The sequence below is a fragment of the Micromonospora jinlongensis genome, assembly GCF_013410645.1.
Classification (GTDB): domain Bacteria; phylum Actinomycetota; class Actinomycetes; order Mycobacteriales; family Micromonosporaceae; genus Micromonospora; species Micromonospora zamorensis.
Map to the genome: position 1 here is coordinate 872409 of NZ_JACCHK010000001.1, position 16919 is coordinate 889327.

At 71.7% G+C, this 16919-nt stretch carries 19 protein-coding genes; 11 read left to right on the forward strand and 8 right to left on the reverse strand.

Annotation, left to right across the window (positions count from 1 at the left end; translation table 11 throughout):
- The first annotated feature begins 62 nt into the window (after positions 1-62).
- Positions 63-329 (forward strand): cellulose binding domain-containing protein, encoded by a 267-nt coding sequence (locus HNR22_RS03445; RefSeq protein ID WP_343060027.1) that lies wholly within the window; start codon positions 63-65, stop codon positions 327-329.
- A gap of 92 nt (positions 330-421) precedes the next feature.
- Here the strand turns inward: HNR22_RS03445 and HNR22_RS03450 are convergent, their stop codons facing one another.
- The 3 genes from HNR22_RS03450 to HNR22_RS03460 all read right to left on the reverse strand — a co-directional run bounded on the left by HNR22_RS03450 (position 422) and on the right by HNR22_RS03460 (position 4555).
- Positions 422-3289, reverse strand: coding sequence for a glycosyl hydrolase (locus HNR22_RS03450; protein WP_179779037.1), 2868 nt, complete (start codon positions 3287-3289; stop codon positions 422-424).
- 155 nt (positions 3290-3444) lie between these two features.
- Positions 3445-3819 carry an MmcQ/YjbR family DNA-binding protein gene (locus tag HNR22_RS03455; protein ID WP_179779038.1) on the reverse strand — a complete coding sequence of 125 codons (375 nt, stop codon included), beginning with the start codon at positions 3817-3819 and terminating at the stop codon, positions 3445-3447.
- 40 nt (positions 3820-3859) lie between these two features.
- The gene (locus tag HNR22_RS03460) at positions 3860-4555 is read right to left on the reverse strand and encodes a DUF1223 domain-containing protein (RefSeq protein ID WP_179779039.1); all 696 of its coding nucleotides are present in this window, start codon (positions 4553-4555) and stop codon (positions 3860-3862) included.
- 128 nt (positions 4556-4683) lie between these two features.
- Here HNR22_RS03460 and HNR22_RS03465 point away from each other — a divergent pair, with 128 nt between their 5' ends.
- Together HNR22_RS03465 and HNR22_RS03470 are read left to right on the forward strand one after the other, a co-directional pair.
- Positions 4684-4986: a GNAT family N-acetyltransferase gene (locus HNR22_RS03465; protein WP_179779040.1), complete on the forward strand. Its 303-nt coding sequence runs from the start codon at positions 4684-4686 to the stop codon at positions 4984-4986.
- A 42-nt stretch (positions 4987-5028) separates the two neighbouring features.
- Positions 5029-5745 carry an isocitrate lyase/PEP mutase family protein gene (locus HNR22_RS03470; protein ID WP_179779041.1) on the forward strand — a complete coding sequence of 239 codons (717 nt, stop codon included), beginning with the start codon at positions 5029-5031 and terminating at the stop codon, positions 5743-5745.
- 51 nt (positions 5746-5796) lie between these two features.
- On the opposite strand, the gene HNR22_RS03475 is transcribed toward HNR22_RS03470, so the two are convergent.
- Positions 5797-6723 (reverse strand): 5'-3' exonuclease H3TH domain-containing protein, encoded by a 927-nt coding sequence (locus tag HNR22_RS03475; protein ID WP_179779042.1) that lies wholly within the window; start codon positions 6721-6723, stop codon positions 5797-5799.
- Positions 6724-6782: 59 nt separating this feature from the next.
- Entirely contained in the window at positions 6783-7010 is a 228-nt protein-coding gene (locus HNR22_RS03480; RefSeq protein WP_179779043.1) for a hypothetical protein, read from the reverse strand.
- A gap of 120 nt (positions 7011-7130) precedes the next feature.
- Between HNR22_RS03480 and HNR22_RS03485 the strand changes: the two genes are divergently transcribed.
- Both HNR22_RS03485 and HNR22_RS03490 read left to right on the forward strand, forming a co-directional pair.
- Positions 7131-7676, forward strand: a complete 546-nt coding sequence (locus HNR22_RS03485; protein ID WP_179779044.1) for a hypothetical protein — start codon at positions 7131-7133, stop codon at positions 7674-7676.
- A gap of 95 nt (positions 7677-7771) precedes the next feature.
- Positions 7772-8659, forward strand: coding sequence for a winged helix-turn-helix transcriptional regulator (locus HNR22_RS03490; RefSeq protein WP_179779045.1), 888 nt, complete (start codon positions 7772-7774; stop codon positions 8657-8659).
- A gap of 37 nt (positions 8660-8696) precedes the next feature.
- Here the strand turns inward: HNR22_RS03490 and HNR22_RS03495 are convergent, their stop codons facing one another.
- Entirely contained in the window at positions 8697-10067 is a 1371-nt protein-coding gene (locus HNR22_RS03495) for a glycosyl hydrolase family 18 protein (RefSeq protein WP_179779046.1), read from the reverse strand.
- Positions 10068-10270: 203 nt separating this feature from the next.
- On the opposite strand from HNR22_RS03495, the gene HNR22_RS03500 reads away from it, so the two are divergent.
- From HNR22_RS03500 to HNR22_RS03510, 3 genes are all read left to right on the forward strand, one after another.
- Positions 10271-11386 carry a M24 family metallopeptidase gene (locus tag HNR22_RS03500; RefSeq protein WP_179779047.1) on the forward strand — a complete coding sequence of 372 codons (1116 nt, stop codon included), beginning with the start codon at positions 10271-10273 and terminating at the stop codon, positions 11384-11386.
- On the forward strand, positions 11383-12525 hold the full coding sequence (locus HNR22_RS03505; RefSeq protein WP_179779048.1) for an acyl-CoA dehydrogenase family protein: 1143 nt from the start codon (positions 11383-11385) through the stop codon (positions 12523-12525). Before HNR22_RS03500 ends, HNR22_RS03505 begins: the two co-directional genes overlap by 4 nt.
- Before the next feature lie 106 nt (positions 12526-12631).
- A complete protein-coding gene (locus HNR22_RS03510) occupies positions 12632-13138 on the forward strand; it encodes an Lrp/AsnC family transcriptional regulator (protein ID WP_099853440.1) in 507 nt (168 codons plus the stop codon).
- Here HNR22_RS03510 and HNR22_RS03515 read toward each other — a convergent pair.
- On the reverse strand, positions 13068-13679 hold the full coding sequence (locus HNR22_RS03515) for a histidine phosphatase family protein (RefSeq protein ID WP_179779049.1): 612 nt from the start codon (positions 13677-13679) through the stop codon (positions 13068-13070). The two genes, HNR22_RS03510 and HNR22_RS03515, sit on opposite strands and share 71 nt — an antisense overlap.
- Positions 13680-13835: 156 nt before the next feature.
- On the opposite strand from HNR22_RS03515, the gene HNR22_RS03520 reads away from it, so the two are divergent.
- The 3 genes from HNR22_RS03520 to HNR22_RS03530 all read left to right on the forward strand — a co-directional run bounded on the left by HNR22_RS03520 (position 13836) and on the right by HNR22_RS03530 (position 15603).
- Positions 13836-14030 carry a CsbD family protein gene (locus HNR22_RS03520; RefSeq protein ID WP_179779050.1) on the forward strand — a complete coding sequence of 65 codons (195 nt, stop codon included), beginning with the start codon at positions 13836-13838 and terminating at the stop codon, positions 14028-14030.
- A gap of 73 nt (positions 14031-14103) precedes the next feature.
- Positions 14104-14445 (forward strand): YnfA family protein, encoded by a 342-nt coding sequence (locus tag HNR22_RS03525; RefSeq protein ID WP_179779051.1) that lies wholly within the window; start codon positions 14104-14106, stop codon positions 14443-14445.
- A 210-nt stretch (positions 14446-14655) separates the two neighbouring features.
- Positions 14656-15603: a polysaccharide deacetylase family protein gene (locus HNR22_RS03530; protein ID WP_343059663.1), complete on the forward strand. Its 948-nt coding sequence runs from the start codon at positions 14656-14658 to the stop codon at positions 15601-15603.
- Between the two features lie 41 nt (positions 15604-15644).
- Here the strand turns inward: HNR22_RS03530 and HNR22_RS03535 are convergent, their stop codons facing one another.
- Positions 15645-16814 carry a low temperature requirement protein A gene (locus HNR22_RS03535; RefSeq protein WP_179779052.1) on the reverse strand — a complete coding sequence of 390 codons (1170 nt, stop codon included), beginning with the start codon at positions 16812-16814 and terminating at the stop codon, positions 15645-15647.
- Positions 16815-16919 lie beyond the last annotated feature (105 nt).

Genomic DNA, 16919 nt, shown 5'->3' on the forward strand with positions numbered 1-16919 from the left:
CGGCACTCCGCCGCGGCGCGGGATCGGCGCGAGCACCACCGACGCTTGACGAACGGCATGTTATCGCTCACAGTCGATGGGTGAGGGCGGCCGCACCTGTGACTCACCGGGCGAGCCTGCCCACGAACGGGTGGAACGTCAGCGTCGCGCTTCCCGGTGGCGCGAGTGTCACCAACACCTGGAGTGCGACGGCCAGTGGCTCCACCGGCACGGTCCGGTTCACCAACGTGGACTACAACGGTCGGCTGGGTGCCGGCCAGGTCACCGAGTTCGGTTTCCAGGGCAACGGCAGCGCCTCCGGCCTGACGCCCACCTGCACCGCTTCCTGAGCACACCCGATGACCGACTGACGTCGGCCGGTGCGGAGAACCACGACGGGTCCTCCGCACCGGCCGACATCAGGTCGCGCCGTGCGGATCGATCAGGAGTACGGAAGCCGCAGCACCGACTGGTTGCCGATGCCCACGGTGCTCGGGTTGCTGCCGATCGCCGACCAGACCTCCACCCGGACCGTGCCGTTGCTCAGTGCGCCCAACGTGCCGGTGGCCGAGGACAGGCCGGTGTTCTGGGTGTAGTGCTCGTAGCCGGGGACCGGGTCGGTGGCGAAGTAGCGCAGGGTCTCCACCCGCTCCCAGCTCCCGTTGCCCGTGAGGTCGTAGGAGACCCGCACCTGCACGCCGTTGCCGACGGCCGTCCCGGCGTCCACGAACAGGTCGAACGTGGTCTGCCCGCCGGCGTAGGCGAGGTTGAGGCCGGTCGCCGTGAAGACCTGGGCGTTGGTGGGCGTACCGTCGTGGTTTCCGTTCGCCGCCGCGACTGTCGTCGTGGCCGCGCTACCGGCGGCGCCCAACCCGCCTCCGGGCAGCAGGTACCGCGTCGGACCGCCCGTGGCCGGCGGTGGGGTGGTCGTCGGCGGGGGGTCCGACGGCGTCGTCGGGGGGACGCCGCCGGCCGCGTTGCCGCCGCTCCAGGTGTACGCCCCGGTGGTGGCCGTCTTGCCGGCTCCCACGGTGAGCGTGGTGCCGTTGGAGAAGGTCACAGTGATCGGCGCGGCGGTCGGGTTCGATGCCACGTAGGTGCGCGACCCGTTGCGCGAGAACACCGCCGACAGTGGGTGGTTTCCGGTCACCGTCGTGTCGACATTGCCCAGGGCCGCGAGGTTGCGGATCCAGTGGAAGGTGTGTGCCCGGCTCTCGCCCTCCTCCGGGGTGTAGCCCGGGTTCGCGCGGAGGTTCGCCAGCGCCGCGTCGGGGTCGCCGAGGGCCTGGAACTGCCAGAGGATGTCCTGCCACACCGTCGGTTGTCCGCCGTTGTTGCGGACGAGTTCGGCGTAGTTGGTCCGCACGTACGCCGGGTTGTTGCCCAGGTAGAGGTGACCGCCGGTGACCGGCAGCAGGTTGATGCCCTGGATCATCTCCGGCTCGGCGCTGAACCAGGTGGCGTACGCGCCGCCGTCACCCCAGACCATGCCGACCGTCGAGTGCCCGAACGCGGCGGGGAAGTTCTGGTCGCTGACGTCGAACCAGTACTCCTGGATCGCCGCGGCCTGCGTGGTGTAGAGGAAGACGCCCGCGTCGCGGACGGCGGTGTCGCCGGTCGTCTGCCCCCACTGGATCAGGGCGCTCGCGAAGTTCATCCCCTCCGACGAGGACTCCTGGTTGTTGCCGGAGCCGAACGAGCCGTGCCCGGACGCCCAGTCGTGGCCGGCGTAGATGTCGAAGTCTCGCAGATACGGGAAGCGGGTGTCGTCGCGACGGTAGTTGTTGGCGTCCCGGATCAGCAGGTCGACCATGCCGCCATAGCGGCTGGTGGACGCCCACGTCGGGTCGAACTTCGCCAGGGTCGCTGCGGCGGCGATGTAGTAGCCGTAGTGGAAGTGGTGGTCGTTGAGCTCCTGGTCGGACCCGTACGACGCCGGGTAGCCGATCAGGGTGCCCCAGTTGTTGTCGTAGTAGAAGACCCTGCTGGTCTTGCCGCTGGACGCGGTGAACCAGTCGGTGAGCGTGCTACGGATCGCGTTCAGCGCGCTGTCGCGCGTCGTGGTGTCGTTGACCTGGTCGGCGATCTCGGCGATCCGCGCGGCGCGGCCGAGGCCCTTGCCCGTCCAGTAGGTGTCGTTGCCGCGCTGGTCCATCGGGTTGGCGCGGGTCGCGGCCAGGTGCCCGGTGAGCGTGGACAGGTCCCCACCGCTGCCGTCGCCGACAGCTGGCAGCTCCGGCAGGATGCCCTGGAACTTCATGGCGGTGCGGAACTGGTTGACGCCGGTGAGCACCTTCATTCGGCCGCGCGCCGACGGGTAGGTCGGCGTGATCGCGGTGGAGCCGCTCAGCGACTTCCACTGGTGCGGGTAGAGGCTCACCACGGTCTGGGTGGCGGTGCCCTCCCGGGCGGTCGTGGTGAACGCGTACGTGGTGGTCAGGCCGCTGGTCGCCGGGTTGTACGCGTACGACACCTGGGTGCCGGTCACGTGGGCGTGCGCGTACCGGCCGTAGGTGGCGGCCAGGTCGGCGCGCTCGGTCGCGCTGGACGTCGGCGGCAGGAGGGCGACGGAGAAGTAGCCGCGGCCGGCCAGGGTGGACGAGATTCGGCCGGACGCCACGGACCAGCTGGCACCGCTGGGCGCGTACCCGACGTAGTCGTGACCGTTGACCCGGAAACCGATGGTGGTGCCGCTGTTGGACCAGACGTCGGGGGTGCCGGCGGTGCTGATCTGCGCGTTCCCGCCGGTGGCCTGGAAGTACGCGAAGGGCAGGCCGTGGCCGATGGTGGCGCGCAGCGTGCGTGTCCCGTCGCTCCAGTGCGGGCTGACCGTCCAGTCCGTCCAGCCGTCGACCTTGACCTGGGGTGCGCCGAGCCCGGCCACGCCGACCCGGATGTCCTGCACGTACGGGTAGTGGAACTCCCCGACTCCGGTCGCGGTGCCGCTGATGGCGGGCGTGGAGTTGGCGGAGAAGCCGAGGCCGTCGGTGAACGTGTCGTACGAGATCGGGTGGGCGTGCAGGGGCTCGCTGAAGGCGCAGTCGGTGCGCTTCCACAGCAGCGAGGACCACCAGTCGTTGGTGGGTATCGGTCCGGCGGGCGCGTTGGCGGTGGCGAACTGCCGGGGGTTGCTGGACATCGCGCCGCACCCGCTCGGGAGCGGGCCGACGGGGGTGGTGGTGTAGCTGCCGGCGCCGACGGGCGCCGCCTCGGCGGCGCGGGTGACGGGGATCGCGAGGCCGCCGACGATCAGGGCCAGCGCGGTGGTGGCGGCCAGGACCCATCGGCGGTGGGGGACGGGAGGTTTCATGGTGCCTCCATCGCGCGCCGGGTGCGGCCCTTGCCGGCTCCGACGCGTTGCGTCTGAATTGGGGGGAAGGTCAGGTGAGAGAGCGCTCTCACGGCCACGGTAGTGGAGCACCTAGATCCCCGTCAATGTGTCCATCCGGTTGCGTACTGATGTCGCTATTTGTCGGCGCCCTCACGCTCGCTCAGCAGCGTTTCCGGCGCACGCATCCGCCACGCGTCCGTGACCAGCTCGTCCAGGCGCTCGAAGTCGATCTCGGCCAGGCGCAGCAGCACCAGGGGCAGGCCGTCGTAACCGGGCGCGGTGAAGAAGACGTCCGGTTCGCCGAGCAGGAGAGCCTGCTTCTCCGCCTCGTCCCCGACGAACAGCACCGCGATGTCGGATCGGATCACCCGCGGCCGGCCCGGCACCCGCTCCGGATAGGACCAGACGAAGCCCTTGTCGGCCACCCGGAAGTCGAAGCCGTCACTGGCGATCTCCACCACGTGCGGCAGGGTCAGCGCCACCCGGCGGACGTCCTCCGCGTCAACCACCGGGACCCCGCACACCGCGTACCGTCCGCATGTGCCGAGATTACGCGGTGGACAGGCCGATGGCGGTCGCCCCGATGACGGCCCGGTTGCCGCGCTCCTGCACGTACCCGACGACCATGGCACTGCGCGGATCGAGGTCGGGCGGCACCGTCAGCTCCATCCGTCCGCCCTCAGCGTCCGCTCCCACCGACGTGAAGGCGCGTACGACGTTGTCCTGCCGTAGCGTCCGCCCGGCGTTCTCCCCCCGGGCGATCTCGCTGTCCAGGCCGCGTTGCACGATCGCCACGTTCAGCACCGCGCCCTCCGGTGGCCGATCGACCTGGTAATCCAGCACCACTCGCGGCCCGCCGCCGTCCGGTGCGGACAGCGTGAGCGTGGTGGTGGCGGTCGTGGCCAGGGCGGACGCGATCGCGCCGGCCGCCCGTCGACGGTCGGACCCGACGAACTCGACCGTGCCGTTGACGACCATCTGCGGCGTGTACAGACGTCCGGAGCCGAAGGCGCGGGCGTACGCCTCCTGCCGCGCGGTGTAGGCCGCGTCGGCGAACTGGTCGGGCCAGCCCAGATCGTCCCAGTAGTCGACGTGGAATCCGAGGCCGAAGACGGGTTGGCCCCGCTCCCGGGCGTCACTCTCGATCTCGGTCAGCAGCTCCTCGGCGGGAGGGCAACTGGAGCAGCCCTGTGAGGTGAACATCTCCACGACCGCGAAGCCGCCGTCCGTCGATGGGTTCGTCATGTGGCGTGTCTCCTCCCACGTGCCGGCTGCGGCGCTGCGTTTCCCGTTCCGGCCCGGACAATGCGCGGCGCGTGGTCTCCTGCTGGCCTCGGGGGAGGCGTCACCCGCTCGGGTGGTTGGATGGTCGGGTGCAGTTCACCGTGACAGACGCGCCGGAGCGGGAGCGCTTCGAGGCGCGCGACGAGGCGGGCGTGGTCGCCGGGTTCGTCACCTACCAGCTGACCGGCTCGATCATCGCCTACACCCACACCGAGGTCGACCCGGCGTTCGAGGGCCGGGGCGTCGGGTCGACGCTGGCTCGCGCCGTGATGGACGACGCGCGCGCCAAGCGCCGGACCGTCGTGCCGATCTGCCCGTTCCTCGCCGACTGGCTGGTCAAGCACCCGGAGTACGAGGGCATCGTGGTCCGCTCGACCCGCAAGATCAAGTAAGCGGGCGCCTTCCGCCCTTCATCCCGTCGGGAGAAGTGAACGATGACTGCTCAGACCCTCCGGGCGCTGCACCACGGCCGCGCGCTCGGAGACCCGCTCGTCCTCCCCGGTCCCTGGGACGCGGCCAGCGCGCGCGCCTTCGCCGAGGCCGGTTATCCCGCACTCGCCATTCCCAGCGCCGGGGTCGCCGCCTCGCTCGGCTACGAGGACGGCGCGACCCCGCCCGACGAGATGTTCGCCGCGGTGACGCGGATCGTCCGGGCCGTCTCCGTCCCGGTGTCCGCCGACGTCGAGGGCGGGTACGGCCTCACCCCCGGCGAGCTGGTCGGGCGGCTTTTGGAGACGGGCGCCGTCGGCTGCAACCTGGAGGACTCCGAGGGGGGCACCACGCTGAAGGATCCGCAGCGGCACGCGGACTGGCTGGCCGAGGTCCGCGCGGAGGCCGGCGACGCGCTCGTCATCAACGCGCGCGTCGACACGTTCCTGGTCGGCGCGGGTGACCCGGCCGACGCGGTGGCACGAGCCCGCCTCTACACGGCCGCCGGCGCCGACTGCGTGTATCCGATCCTGGCGCCGACGGAGCTGCTGCCGGTGCTGCGCGAGGGCATCACCGGCCCGATCAACATGGTCGCCGGCGCGGACAGCGGGTCCGTGGCCGAGTTGGCGCGCTGGGGCGCGACGCGCATCACCTTCGGGCCGGCCATGCAGCGCTACGCCATCGGGGCGGTCGGCGACCTCGCGGCACGACTGCGCGCCTGAGCCCGCCCGCCGCCCCGGGAGTGGGTCAGGCGCCAGCCGCACGGCGATCGGTCAGGCGTCGGAGCGGGCGGCGAGGGCGTCCACCAGGCGGCGGGCCGAGCCGGCCAGGTTCCACCGTCCGGCCAGGTCGAGCAGTCGCTCCGGGTCGACCGGGGCGGCCGGCAGCGCGGTGGGCAGCTCCGGCAGTGGCACGTCCAGGGCGACCCGGACCACCGTCGGCGCGACGGCCAGGTAGTCGCGGGCCGCGGCCAGCTTGGTGCGCAGGCCCGGTGCGAAGGACGAGTCGGAGTCGTCCAGCGCGGCCAGGATGCCGGCGATGCTGCCGTACCGCTCGATGAGCCGGGCGGCGGTCTTCTCACCGACGCCGGCGACCCCGGGCAGCCCGTCGCTGGGGTCGCCGCGCAGCGCGGCGAAGTCCGCGTACCGGTCGGCCGGCACGCCGTAGCGCGCTCGCACCGCGGCGTCGTCGCAGTCGTCCAGCTTGGCGACGCCGCGCCCCACGTAGAGCAGCCGGACCGGCCGGGTGTCGTCGATGAGCTGGAACAGGTCCCGGTCACCGGAGACCACCTCGACCGGGCCGGGCTGGGTCACCGAGAGCGTGCCGAGCACGTCGTCGGCCTCGTAGCCGGTCGCGCCGACCGCGGTGATGCCCACGGCGGTCAGCACCTCCAGGATCATCGGCACCTGCGGGGAGAGCGTGTCCGGAACGATCTCGCCGCCCTGCGGGGCCACCCGGTGCGCCTTGTACGACGGCAGCAGGTCGACCCGCCACGCCGGGCGCCAGTCGTAGTCGAGGGCGCAGACCATCCGGTCGGCGCCCCGCACGCGAATCAGGGTGGCGAGCATGTCGAGGAAACCGCGCACCGCGTTGACCGGGGTGCCGTCCTCGGCCTTGGCGGCGGACTCCGGAATGCCGAAGTAGGCCCGGAAGTAGAGGCTCGCTGCGTCGATCAGCAGGATCGGGGGTCGGTGTGCCACGCCGGACAGCCTGGCACAGCCGTCCGACGATCCGGGGCACCCCCGGCCGCCCGGTGCTGTCAGCGCTGGTTGTCGTGCCGGTAGACGGTCTCCCGCCGGGCCAGGTGCTGCACGACGTAACTGGTCACCAGCAGCAGGATCGCCACCAGCACCTCGACCCAGGCCGCGACGCCGTCCGCGACGGTGAGCCCGACGATCAGCAGAGCCAGGCCGACGAGCGCGAGGACTCCCGCCCACAGTTGGCGGCGGCGGCGTGTCGACGCCCGGTTCGCCTCGTTCCCTGCCACGTCGGTCCTCCCGGTCGGGGTCGCCCGCGCGGGACCCCGGTCCCAGGCTAGGGCCGCAGGGGCGCGCCGGGCCGGAAAACGACCGTGCGAGCTGGTCGCCGCGCGGCGCAGACTGCCGGTATGGCGTTCCTTCCCGGCCTGACGTTGGCCGGTCGCCACCACGACGAGGTGGTCGCGCCGATCCTGCGCCGCCGGTGTCCCCACCTGCCGTACGCGGCCGGACTGCTCGACGGCGGCTCGGAGTTGCTCGGCCTGCACACCGTGCGGTCCACCGATCACGACTGGGGGCCACGCCTGCAGCTGTTCGTCCCGGCAGCCGAGGTGGCCCGGGCCCCCGCGCTGCGCGCCGCGCTCGACGCCGACCTGCCGGTGGATTTCCTCGGCTGCCCGACCCGCTTCGTCGGCGAGGACGGACGGCTGGGCGTCTCCGACCCGGCGGGCAGCCGGCACGGTCGACCAGTACGTGCACAGCGTCGATGTCCTCACCGACGCGGCGCGGGTGCGCCGCATCGCCGGCAGCGTCTGACCTTTCCGACCAGGTGGAGCGGGAACGCTGAGGTGCCCAGGACGGTGAGCGCGGTCGGCGGCCGGGCCACCGCGCCGACCGCCGACCCGACCATGCTGGTCGTGCCGGCGGTCCACCAGCGCCAGAACACCCCGGCCTGATCTCCGACGCGCGTGTCGTCCGGCCCCCGTTGGTCGGCCGATGCGTTCCAATCTGGAACGGACTATAGTCGGAGCGGGAGCAACGGAGGTAGCGGGTGCGGCGAGAGGATCTTGCCGATGCGGACTGCGGCATCGCGCAGGCGCTCGGCGTACTGGGGGACTGGTGGACGTTCCTCATCGTGCGCGACGTCGCCGGAGGGACGACCCGCTTCGACGCGCTGCAACGTGAGTTGGGCGTCAGCCGACGGGCGCTGACCGAACGCCTCGGCGCGCTGGTCGAGCACGGTGTGTTGGAGCGCCGGCCGTACTCACGACACCCACCGCGCTACGACTACCTGCTCACCGCCAAGGGCGAGGGGCTCCTACCGGTGCTGATCGCCCTACAGGACTGGGGGACGAGGCATCTGATGGGTGACGGAGAGTTGACCGCGACGGCCGACGCCGGGTCTGCCGAGGCGCGCCGGGCGCACGACCTGATCGGGCGACGGTTGCCCGAGGCCGTGCTGCCGGGTGCCGACGGTCAGCCGGTGTCGGTGGCCGCGACGGGCGCGTGGAGCGTCCTCTACCTCTTCCCCGGGGCGTACGCGCCGGGGACGCAGGGCTATCCGCCGGCCTGGTCGGAGATCCCCGGTGCCCGGGGCTGCACCCTCGAATCGACCACCTACGCCAAGCGGCACCCGGACTTCGAGGCCGCCGGGGCGCGGGTGTACGGGATCAGCACGCAGCGGCCGGACCAGCTCGCCGACTTCGCCGCGTACGCCGGGCTGCCGTTTCCGCTGCTGTCCGACCAGGACGGCCGCCTGGCCGCCGGGCTGCTGCTGCCCGTCTTCCGCGCCGGTGGGATGACCCGGTTCAAGCGGCTGACGCTGCTGGTCGACCCGCAGGCGGTGGTGCGGGACGTGCAGTTCCCGGTCACCGATCCGGCCGGCTCGGTGCAGGAGATGCTCACCCTGGTCCGCCAGCACGCAGGGATCCCCGGCTGACGCGCGGGGCGTCGACCGGGGACCCTGGCTCGACCCGTCAGGCCGGGAGCGTCCAGCGCTGGTTGGCGCCGGCGAAGCAGTCCCAGATCTGCAGCCGGGTGCCGTCGGCGGAGCTGTTGTCGCTGGCGTCCAGGCACTTGTTCGACTGCGGGTTGCGCAGCGTGCCGTTGGACTGCGACTGCCAGACCTGCGCACCGCTGCCGTTGCAGTCCCAGAGCTGGATCTTCGCGCCGTTGGCGGTCGAGCCGCTGGTGATGTCGGCGCACTTGCCGAGGGCGCGCAGCGTGCTGTCGCTGGCCACGGTCCAGGTCTGCGCGTTGGTGCCGTTGCAGCCCCACAGCTGGATGGCGGCGCCGTTGGCGGTGCTCGCCGAGGCCACGTCGACGCACTTGCCGCCGATGCCGGTGATCCGCCCGGTGCGGCCGGTCGGCGGCGGCGTGGTGCCGCCCATGATCGTGTCGTACATGGCGCTGACCAGCGAGGTCGAGCCGGTGGTGTCCTGCGACAGCTCCCAGTTCATCACGCCGCCGGCGTTGGCGAGCGCCCACTGCGTCTTGCGCTTGACCGTCGGGATGCCGTTGTAGCACTGCTGCGCGCCACCGGCCGTGGTGCAGTCCCGGTTGGCGTTGGCCGGGTCCAGCGCGACCAGCGCGGAGTAGGTGAAGTAGCCGGGGCGGCTGTAGAACGGGATGCCGAGCACGGCCTTGCTGGCCGGCAGGCCCCGGGCCTTCCACAGGTTGATGCTGTTGATCGACCAGTCGTAGTTGGCGTGCGGGCTGCCGCCGTCGTACGCCATGATGTTGAGCCAGTCGACCTGGTTGAACACGGCGGTCTGCACGCCGTCGACGGAGTAGCCCTCGGAGACCACGGCGGCGGTGAGCAGCTTGCCGCGGCTGTGCATAGCGCTGCCGAGCTGCGTCATGAGCGCCGTGTAGTTGTTGGCCGAGGCGCCCGGGTCGGGGTATTCCCAGTCCATGTCGACGCCGTCCAGGTTGTACTGGTTGACGAAGTTGACCAGGTTGTTGACGAAGGTGGTCCGGCTGCCGGAGTTGGCGGCCAGGGCCTCGAAGGCCGAGTCGTTGCCGTCGTTCCAGCCGCCGACGGCGATCGACACCTTGACGTTGTTGGCGTGCGCGAGGGAGACCAGCGAGGAGAGCTTGCTCGGGTTCTCGACCGCACGCAGGCTGCCGTCGTTGTTGGGCAGCACGAACGCGTAGTTGATGTGGGTGAGCTTGTTGTACTGGATGGTGTTGACGTTGCCGGCCCAGGAGGGCATGTAGCCGACGCTCTTGAAGTTGTTCGGCAGCACCACGGCCTGCGCGGCGGTGGGGGTGATGGCGAGGGTGGCGCCGGCGGTGGCCAGCGCGAGGAGGCCGGCGGTGAGGGCGCGGCGCAGTGGTGAGGACATCGGGGGCCTTCCCGTGGGCGGGGGACGACGCCCGCCCGCGCAGGGTTGTCACGGGCGGGAGATGCGGGGGACGCAGGGACGGGTGGGCCTCGAGGCAGCCAAATCTTAAAGAGTGTTAACTGTCCGCGTCAATCAACGTCGATGGATTTTCCGACGATCGGTGTCGATATGGGGTTTGCCCAAACGACCGTTAAGCTGACGGGGTGGGAATCGACGAGCTGTATCCGCCGGATCGGCTGATCGCCGCGCAGCGCGCCACCGCCGCCGCCGGCCTGGACGCCCTGCTGCTCACCCCCGGCTCCGACCTGCGCTACCTGACCGGTTACGACGCCCACGCGGGGGAGCGGCTGACCTGCCTGGTGCTGCCCGCCGAGGGCGAGCCGACCCTGATCGTGCCGAGGCTGGAACGCCCGGCGGCGGAGGCGTCCCCCGCGCCGGCCACCGGGGTCCGCATCGTTGACCACGTCGACGGCACCGACCCGTACCCCCTGGTGGTCGCCGCCCTCGACGGCCCGCCGGCGGCGGTGGGGCTGGCCGACCGGATGTGGGCCGAGCAGGTCCTCGCGCTGCGCGCCGCGCTTCCCGGCGCCGCGCAGCGGCTGGCCGGGGAGGTGCTGCATGAGCTGCGGATCCGCAAGTCCCCGGCGGAGGTGGCGGCGCTGGCCGAGGCCGGCGCGGCCATCGACGAGGTGCACCTGCGGATGGGTGAGTGGCTGCGCCCCGGCCGCACCGAGGCCGAGGTCGCGACGGACATCGCCGCGGCGATCCGCGCCGCCGGGCACGTCAGCGTCGACTTCGTCATCGTGGCGGCCGGCCCGAACGGGGCCAGCCCGCACCACGGCACCTCGGACCGGCCGATCGGCGTCGGAGAGCCGGTGGTGGTCGACATCGGCGGCACGATGCCCTCGGGCTACCGCTCGGACTGCACCCGCACCTACGTGGCGGGCGGGCCGGCGCCGGCCGACTTCCTGGACTACTACACCGTGCTGCGCGACGCCCAGCGCGCGGCGGTCGCGGCGGTGCGGCCCGGGGTCACCGGCACGGCGGCCGACGCCGCAGCGCGGGAGCCGATCGCCGCCGCCGGCTACGGCCCCGCGTTCCTGCACCGCACCGGCCACGGCATCGGCCTGGACGGTCACGAGGAGCCCTACCTGGTGGCCGGCAACGACCAGCCCCTGGAGGCCGGCATGGCGTTCTCCATCGAACCGGGCATCTACCTGGCGGGCCGGCACGGCGCCCGTATCGAGGACATCGTCGTCTGCACAACGGACGGCGTGCAACGGCTCAACACCACCCCCACGGAGCTCATCGCGTTATGACTGTCGACCGGATTCTCCCCACCGACGAGGCCCACGACCTGCTGGGTCTCGCCACCGAGCTCGCCGACCGCGAGCTCGCGCCGAAGGCCGCCGCCTTCGAGGAGCGCGCCGAGTTCCCCCGCGAGGTGCTGCGTACCCTCGGCCGGGCCGGCCTGCTCGGCCTGCCCTACCCCGAGGAGTACGGCGGCGCGGCCCAGCCGTACGAGGTGTACCTGCAGGTGCTGGAGATCCTGGCCAGCCGGTGGCTCGCGGTCGCCGAGGCGGTCAGCGTGCACACCCTGTCCTGCTACCCGGTGGCGGCGTTCGGCAGCGACGAGCAGCGCAAGCTGCTGCCGGACATGCTCGGTGGCGAGTTGCTGGGCGCGTACTGCCTCTCCGAGCCGCAGGGCGGCTCCGACGCGGCGTCGCTGAGCACCCGGGCGGTTCGGGACGGGGACGCGTACCTGGTCTCCGGCACCAAGGCGTGGATCACCCACGCGCGGACCGCCGACTTCTACAACGTCTTCTGCCGCACCGGAGGGCCCGGCCCGAAGGGCATCTCCTGCCTGCTCGCCGACGCGAGCACCCCCGGAATCGCCCCGCAGGCGGCCGAGCGGACGATGGGTCTGCGCTCCTCCCCGGTGGCGCAGATCGCCTTCGACGAGGCACGGGTGCCGGCCGACCGGTTGATCGGCGGCGAGGGCGTGGGCTTCACCATCGCCATGTCCGCGCTGGACTCCGGCCGGTTGGGCATCGCGGCGTGCGCGGTCGGGCTGGCCCAGGCGGCCCTGGACTACGCGGTCTCCTACGCGCGGGAGCGGCAGCAGTTCGGTCGGTCCATCATCGACTTCCAGGGCCTCGGCTTCCTCCTGGCCGACGCGGCCACCCAGATCTCCGCCGCCCGTACGCTGACCCTCGCGGCGGCCCGGTTGCGGGACGCCGGTCGCCCGTACGCGATCGAGGCGGCCAAGGCGAAGCTCTTCGCCACCGACATGGCGATGCGGGTGACCACCGACGCGGTGCAGGTGCTCGGCGGCGCGGGCTACGTGGCCGATCACCCGGTGGAGCGGTACATGCGCGAGGCCAAGGTGTTGCAGATCGTGGAGGGCACCAACCAGATCCAGCGTCTGGTGATCTCCCGGGCGCTCGCCCAGGGCTGAGGACGGCGCGTGGTGGTGGGCGGCGGCGGTGCCGTGGCCCACCGCCCGCGTGGCCGCGTCGGGCGCTGCGTCGCAGTCGGGCGGTTTTCCCGGTAGGTTGCACGCCGTGGAGGAGATCGACCGCGCTATCGTCGCCGCGCTGACCGCCGACGGCCGTCTGTCGTACACCGACCTGGCCGAGAAGGTGGGACTGTCGGTGTCCGCGGTGCACCAGCGGGTGCGCCGGCTGGAGCAGCGCGGGGTGATCAAGGGGTACGCCGCCCGGGTCTCGTTCGAGGCGCTGGACCTGCCGCTGACCGCGTTCGTGGCGATCCGCCCGTTCGACCCGTCGCAGCCGGACGACGCGCCGGAGCGGCTGTCCCACCTGCCCGAGATCGACTCCTGCTACTCGGTGGCGGGGGAGGACTTCTACATGCTGCTGGTGCGGGTGGCCAGTCCGGCCGACCTGGAGCGGGTGTTGCAGGAGATCCGCACCTCGGCCAACGTCACGACCCGGACCACCGTGGTGCTGTCCACCCCGTACGAGAACCGGCCGCCGAAGATCAGTGCCGCGGTGCCGAGTCGGTCGCGGTCCCGGGCGCCGGAGGAGCCGGCTGGTTCCACCGCAGGATGACCTGTCGGCCGTGCTCGTGACCGAGCGCGCTGACCGTGGCGGTCTCCAGGCGGAGCCGTCCGCCGGCGGACGGGGGCAGGCCGATCCAGCGGGCGCCGAGCACCCGCAGGCTGTGCGCGTGACCGACCAGTGCGACGGTGCCGCGGTCGAGCAGCGGGGTGACGCGGGCCAGCACCCGGTCGAGCCGTTCACCCACCTGCGCGGGTGACTCGCCGCCGGGGCAGCCGTCGGTCCAGATGTTCCAGTGCGGCTGGTCGGCGTGGATGTCGACGGTGGTGCGGCCCTCGTACTCGCCGTAGTTCCACTCGCTGAGGTCCTCGTCGACGCCGTCGACGGTGAGGCCGGCCAGCTGCGCGGTGCGCAGCGCCCGGGAGCGGGGGCTGGACAGCACGGTCACGAACCGCCGGTCGGCCAGGAACGCGGCGAGGGTGCGCGCCTGTCGCTCGCCGTCGGGGGTCAGCTCCAGGTCGGTGTACGAGGTGTGCCGCAGGCTGGCGCTCCACGTGGTCTCGCCGTGCCGGATCAGCAGGAGCTCTCCCATGGGGCCAGTTAACCACCGTGGTCGGACCTCGACAGCGGCCCTCCCTCAACCTATCTTCCTAGGATGCCTTACGGGGTGTGCCGACCGGCACCGCCGGTTTCGGCACCCGGAGACCGGGCAAGCGTGCGGGGACAATCGCCAGACCGAGGAGGCGCGATGAGCTTCACCGAGAAGGCAAAGAACAAGGTCGAGCAGATGGCCGGCGCCGCGCGGGAGCGCATGGGCGACAAGACCGACAACGAGCGGATGCGTGGCGAGGGCGCCAGTCAGCAGAGTGACGCGCGCGCCAAGCAGGCAGGGCAGAGCATGAAGGACGCCGGCAGCAAGATCAAGGATGCTTTCAACAGGTGACCTGAGCGGTTCACGGGTCCCCGGGCGCATCGTCGCCCGGGGACCCGACCTGTGCTGCGGCTACTGTCGCCGGGTGACCGTGCTCCGTTCGCTGGTGTTGTTCGCGTTGGCCGCGCTGGCCGAGATCGGTGGCGCCTGGTTGATCTGGCAGGGCTGGCGGGAGCACCGTGGCCTGTGGTGGATCGCAGCCGGGGTGGTCGCGCTGGGCTGTTACGGGTTCGTGGCGACGTTTCAGCCGGATGCGAACTTCGGCCGGATCCTGGCCGCGTACGGCGGGGTGTTCGTGGCCGGTTCGTTGGCCTGGGCGATGGTGGTGGACGGCTTCCGCCCGGACCGGTGGGACCTGACCGGCGCGGCACTCTGCCTGCTCGGCGTCGCGGTCATCATGTACGCCCCGCGCGGCGGTTCCGCCTGATCCGCTGGTCGCTCGGTGGCCCCGCCCGGTGGTCCCCGTGGGGCGGTGTGTCACTGATAAGCGATATACCTCAGAGTCATATTCATACCTTTGAGGTATATCGCTTATCGGAGTGGCACCTCTCGGGCGGGCCTGAGACGCGCGCCCACGAGTACCCCGCCAGCGCGCACGGGGCAGTGAGACGCTTTCGCGTCTGCGATGATCTCCGGCGTGATCCGAGCTCGGCTTCGCCGGTCTGTTGGCGTACTGGTTGTGGCGGCCATCCTCGGCGGTGCCGGGTGCGAGGCGTCCCGGGTACCACCCTCGGACCAGCCGGTCTTCGTCGGCTCGTCCGCCTCGTCGGGCCCATCCACGCCGACCGAAGCGCCGTCGGTCGGCGCCTCCTCGGCCGTGCCGTCCGCGGATGTCGTCCCGGCCGTGCCGTCGGCCAGTGTCCCGTCGCCGCCGCCGGTTGCCTCGTTGCCGGGCACGACGCCGACCGGGACCAGGGCGCCGGTGGTGAACCACGGGCCGCGGACCGGTAACAAGGTCGCGTTGACCTTCGACGCGGACATGACCGACGGGATGCTGGCCAGCCTGCGTGCCGGTCGCGTGAAGTCGTACGCCAACCTGCGCATCCTCGACCTGCTGGAGCGGGAGGAGGTGTCTGCCACGTTCTTCCTGACCGGCAAATGGGTGCAGCGGTATCCGGACGTGACCCGGCGGATCGCCGACAACCCGCGCTTCGAGTTGGCCAACCACACCTACGGGCACGCGGCGTTCACCGGGGACTGCTACGACCTGCCCTCGCTGCCTGTCGACGAGTTGGCCGGGGACGTGGCGAAGACGTTCGAGGTGATCAAGCCGTACGGGGGTCGGCAGACCCGGTACTTTCGCTTTCCGGGGCTCTGCCACGACGCGGCGACGCTGGACGCTCTTGCGCCGCTGGGCGTGACGGTCGTCGACGGGGACGTGGTCAGCGGTGATCCCTTCGCGACGGCGTGGAAGCCGCTGGTGCGAGCCGTGCTGGACCACGTCCGCCCGGGGTCGGTGGTGATCATGCATGTGACCGAGGCGAACGCCGCGATGACCGACGAGGCGTTGCCGCACATCCTGGCTGGGTTGCGCGAGCGGGGGCTGGTGCCGGCGCCGTTGTCCGAGGTGTTGGGCGAGGCCTGACCGGCACGCGTTGTCGGGCGCAAGACCGAGCGGCGGCGCGCTCATCCCGGGCTGACCGGCGCGCCGCGGTCGTGGCCGACGCGACGTTTGGCGCGCAGGGTGTCGGTCGCCAGCATCAGCACCAGGACGGCGGTGACGGCGACAAGCTGGGCGGGTGCGGCCAGGGCGAGGCCGACGGCGACGGTTGCCAGCGCCGCGAGCGCGGTGGTGGGTCGACTGAGGGGGATGGGCAGGCGCAGGGCGCGGCAGTGGGCGGTGATGCCGACCAGGAAGAGCGCGACGCCACCACTGAGGGCGAGGGCGGCACCGGGGGTAGCCGGCTTACCGGGATGGGCGACGGCGGCGTGCAGGCCGCTGACGGTGGCGATGACTCCGATCAGCAACAGGAAGTGGGGGAGGACGTAGGCGCGGGCTGCCATCCGGGTGCGAGTGGCCGGTGTGGCGGCGGCGAGGGCAGCTTCGGCGGGTCGCGTGTCGGTGAAGTAGGTCCACCACATGGCGACGGGCAGGGCGAGGGCGAGCACGATCACGGCGGCCTTTGCGGCGGTGAGCTGTTCGGTGGGTACGCCCATGCCGATGGCGGCGACGGATTCGCCGAGGGCGACGATGACGAGCAGGCCGTGTCGCTCGACGAAGTGCCTCGGGCGCAGGTGGAAGGCGTCGGGAACGCTGGTCCAGGAGAGGTGGGGGAGCAGGTAGGGCAGGACGGACTGGGTGAAGACGGCGGTGGCCCAGAGGGCGGGCACGGCGGGGCCGGTGAACGCGGCGGCCGCCAGGACGAGGAGTGCGGCGCCGATGTTGTAGGGAGCGAGTCGGAGTGCGCCGCTGCGGGCGTTGGAGTGCAGGAACAGGGTGAGGTGTACGGCGACGACGACGAGATAGCCGACGGCGAAGAGAACGCCGGTGTGGGTGAGGGCGTCGGGTAGGGCGACGGCGGTGAGCAGGAAGCCGGCCATGCCGGCGAAGAGCAGCAGCCTGGTGGCGTTCTGTCGGGGTGGCAGGTGGTTGTTGAGCCAGGCGTAGCCGGTGTAGAGGTACCAGAGCAGGCCGAAGATCAGGGCGCTGCTTCCGAATCCAGCCCAGTTGAGGTGGGTTTCGAGGGCGCCGGCAAGTTGGGTGACGGTGAGCACGAACACGACGTCGAAGAAGACCTCGTCGAGCGTGACCCCGTCGGCGGTGCCCGTTTCTGGCTCTGGCCTCGGGTGTCCCATGGTGGTGGACGCTAGCTGTGGGCGGTGCACGGCATTCGCGGGTTGGTGATTCTCCTGGGGAACGTTCTGGGGCGGGTCGCGTGGGCTGTAACGGTTGGGGTCCCG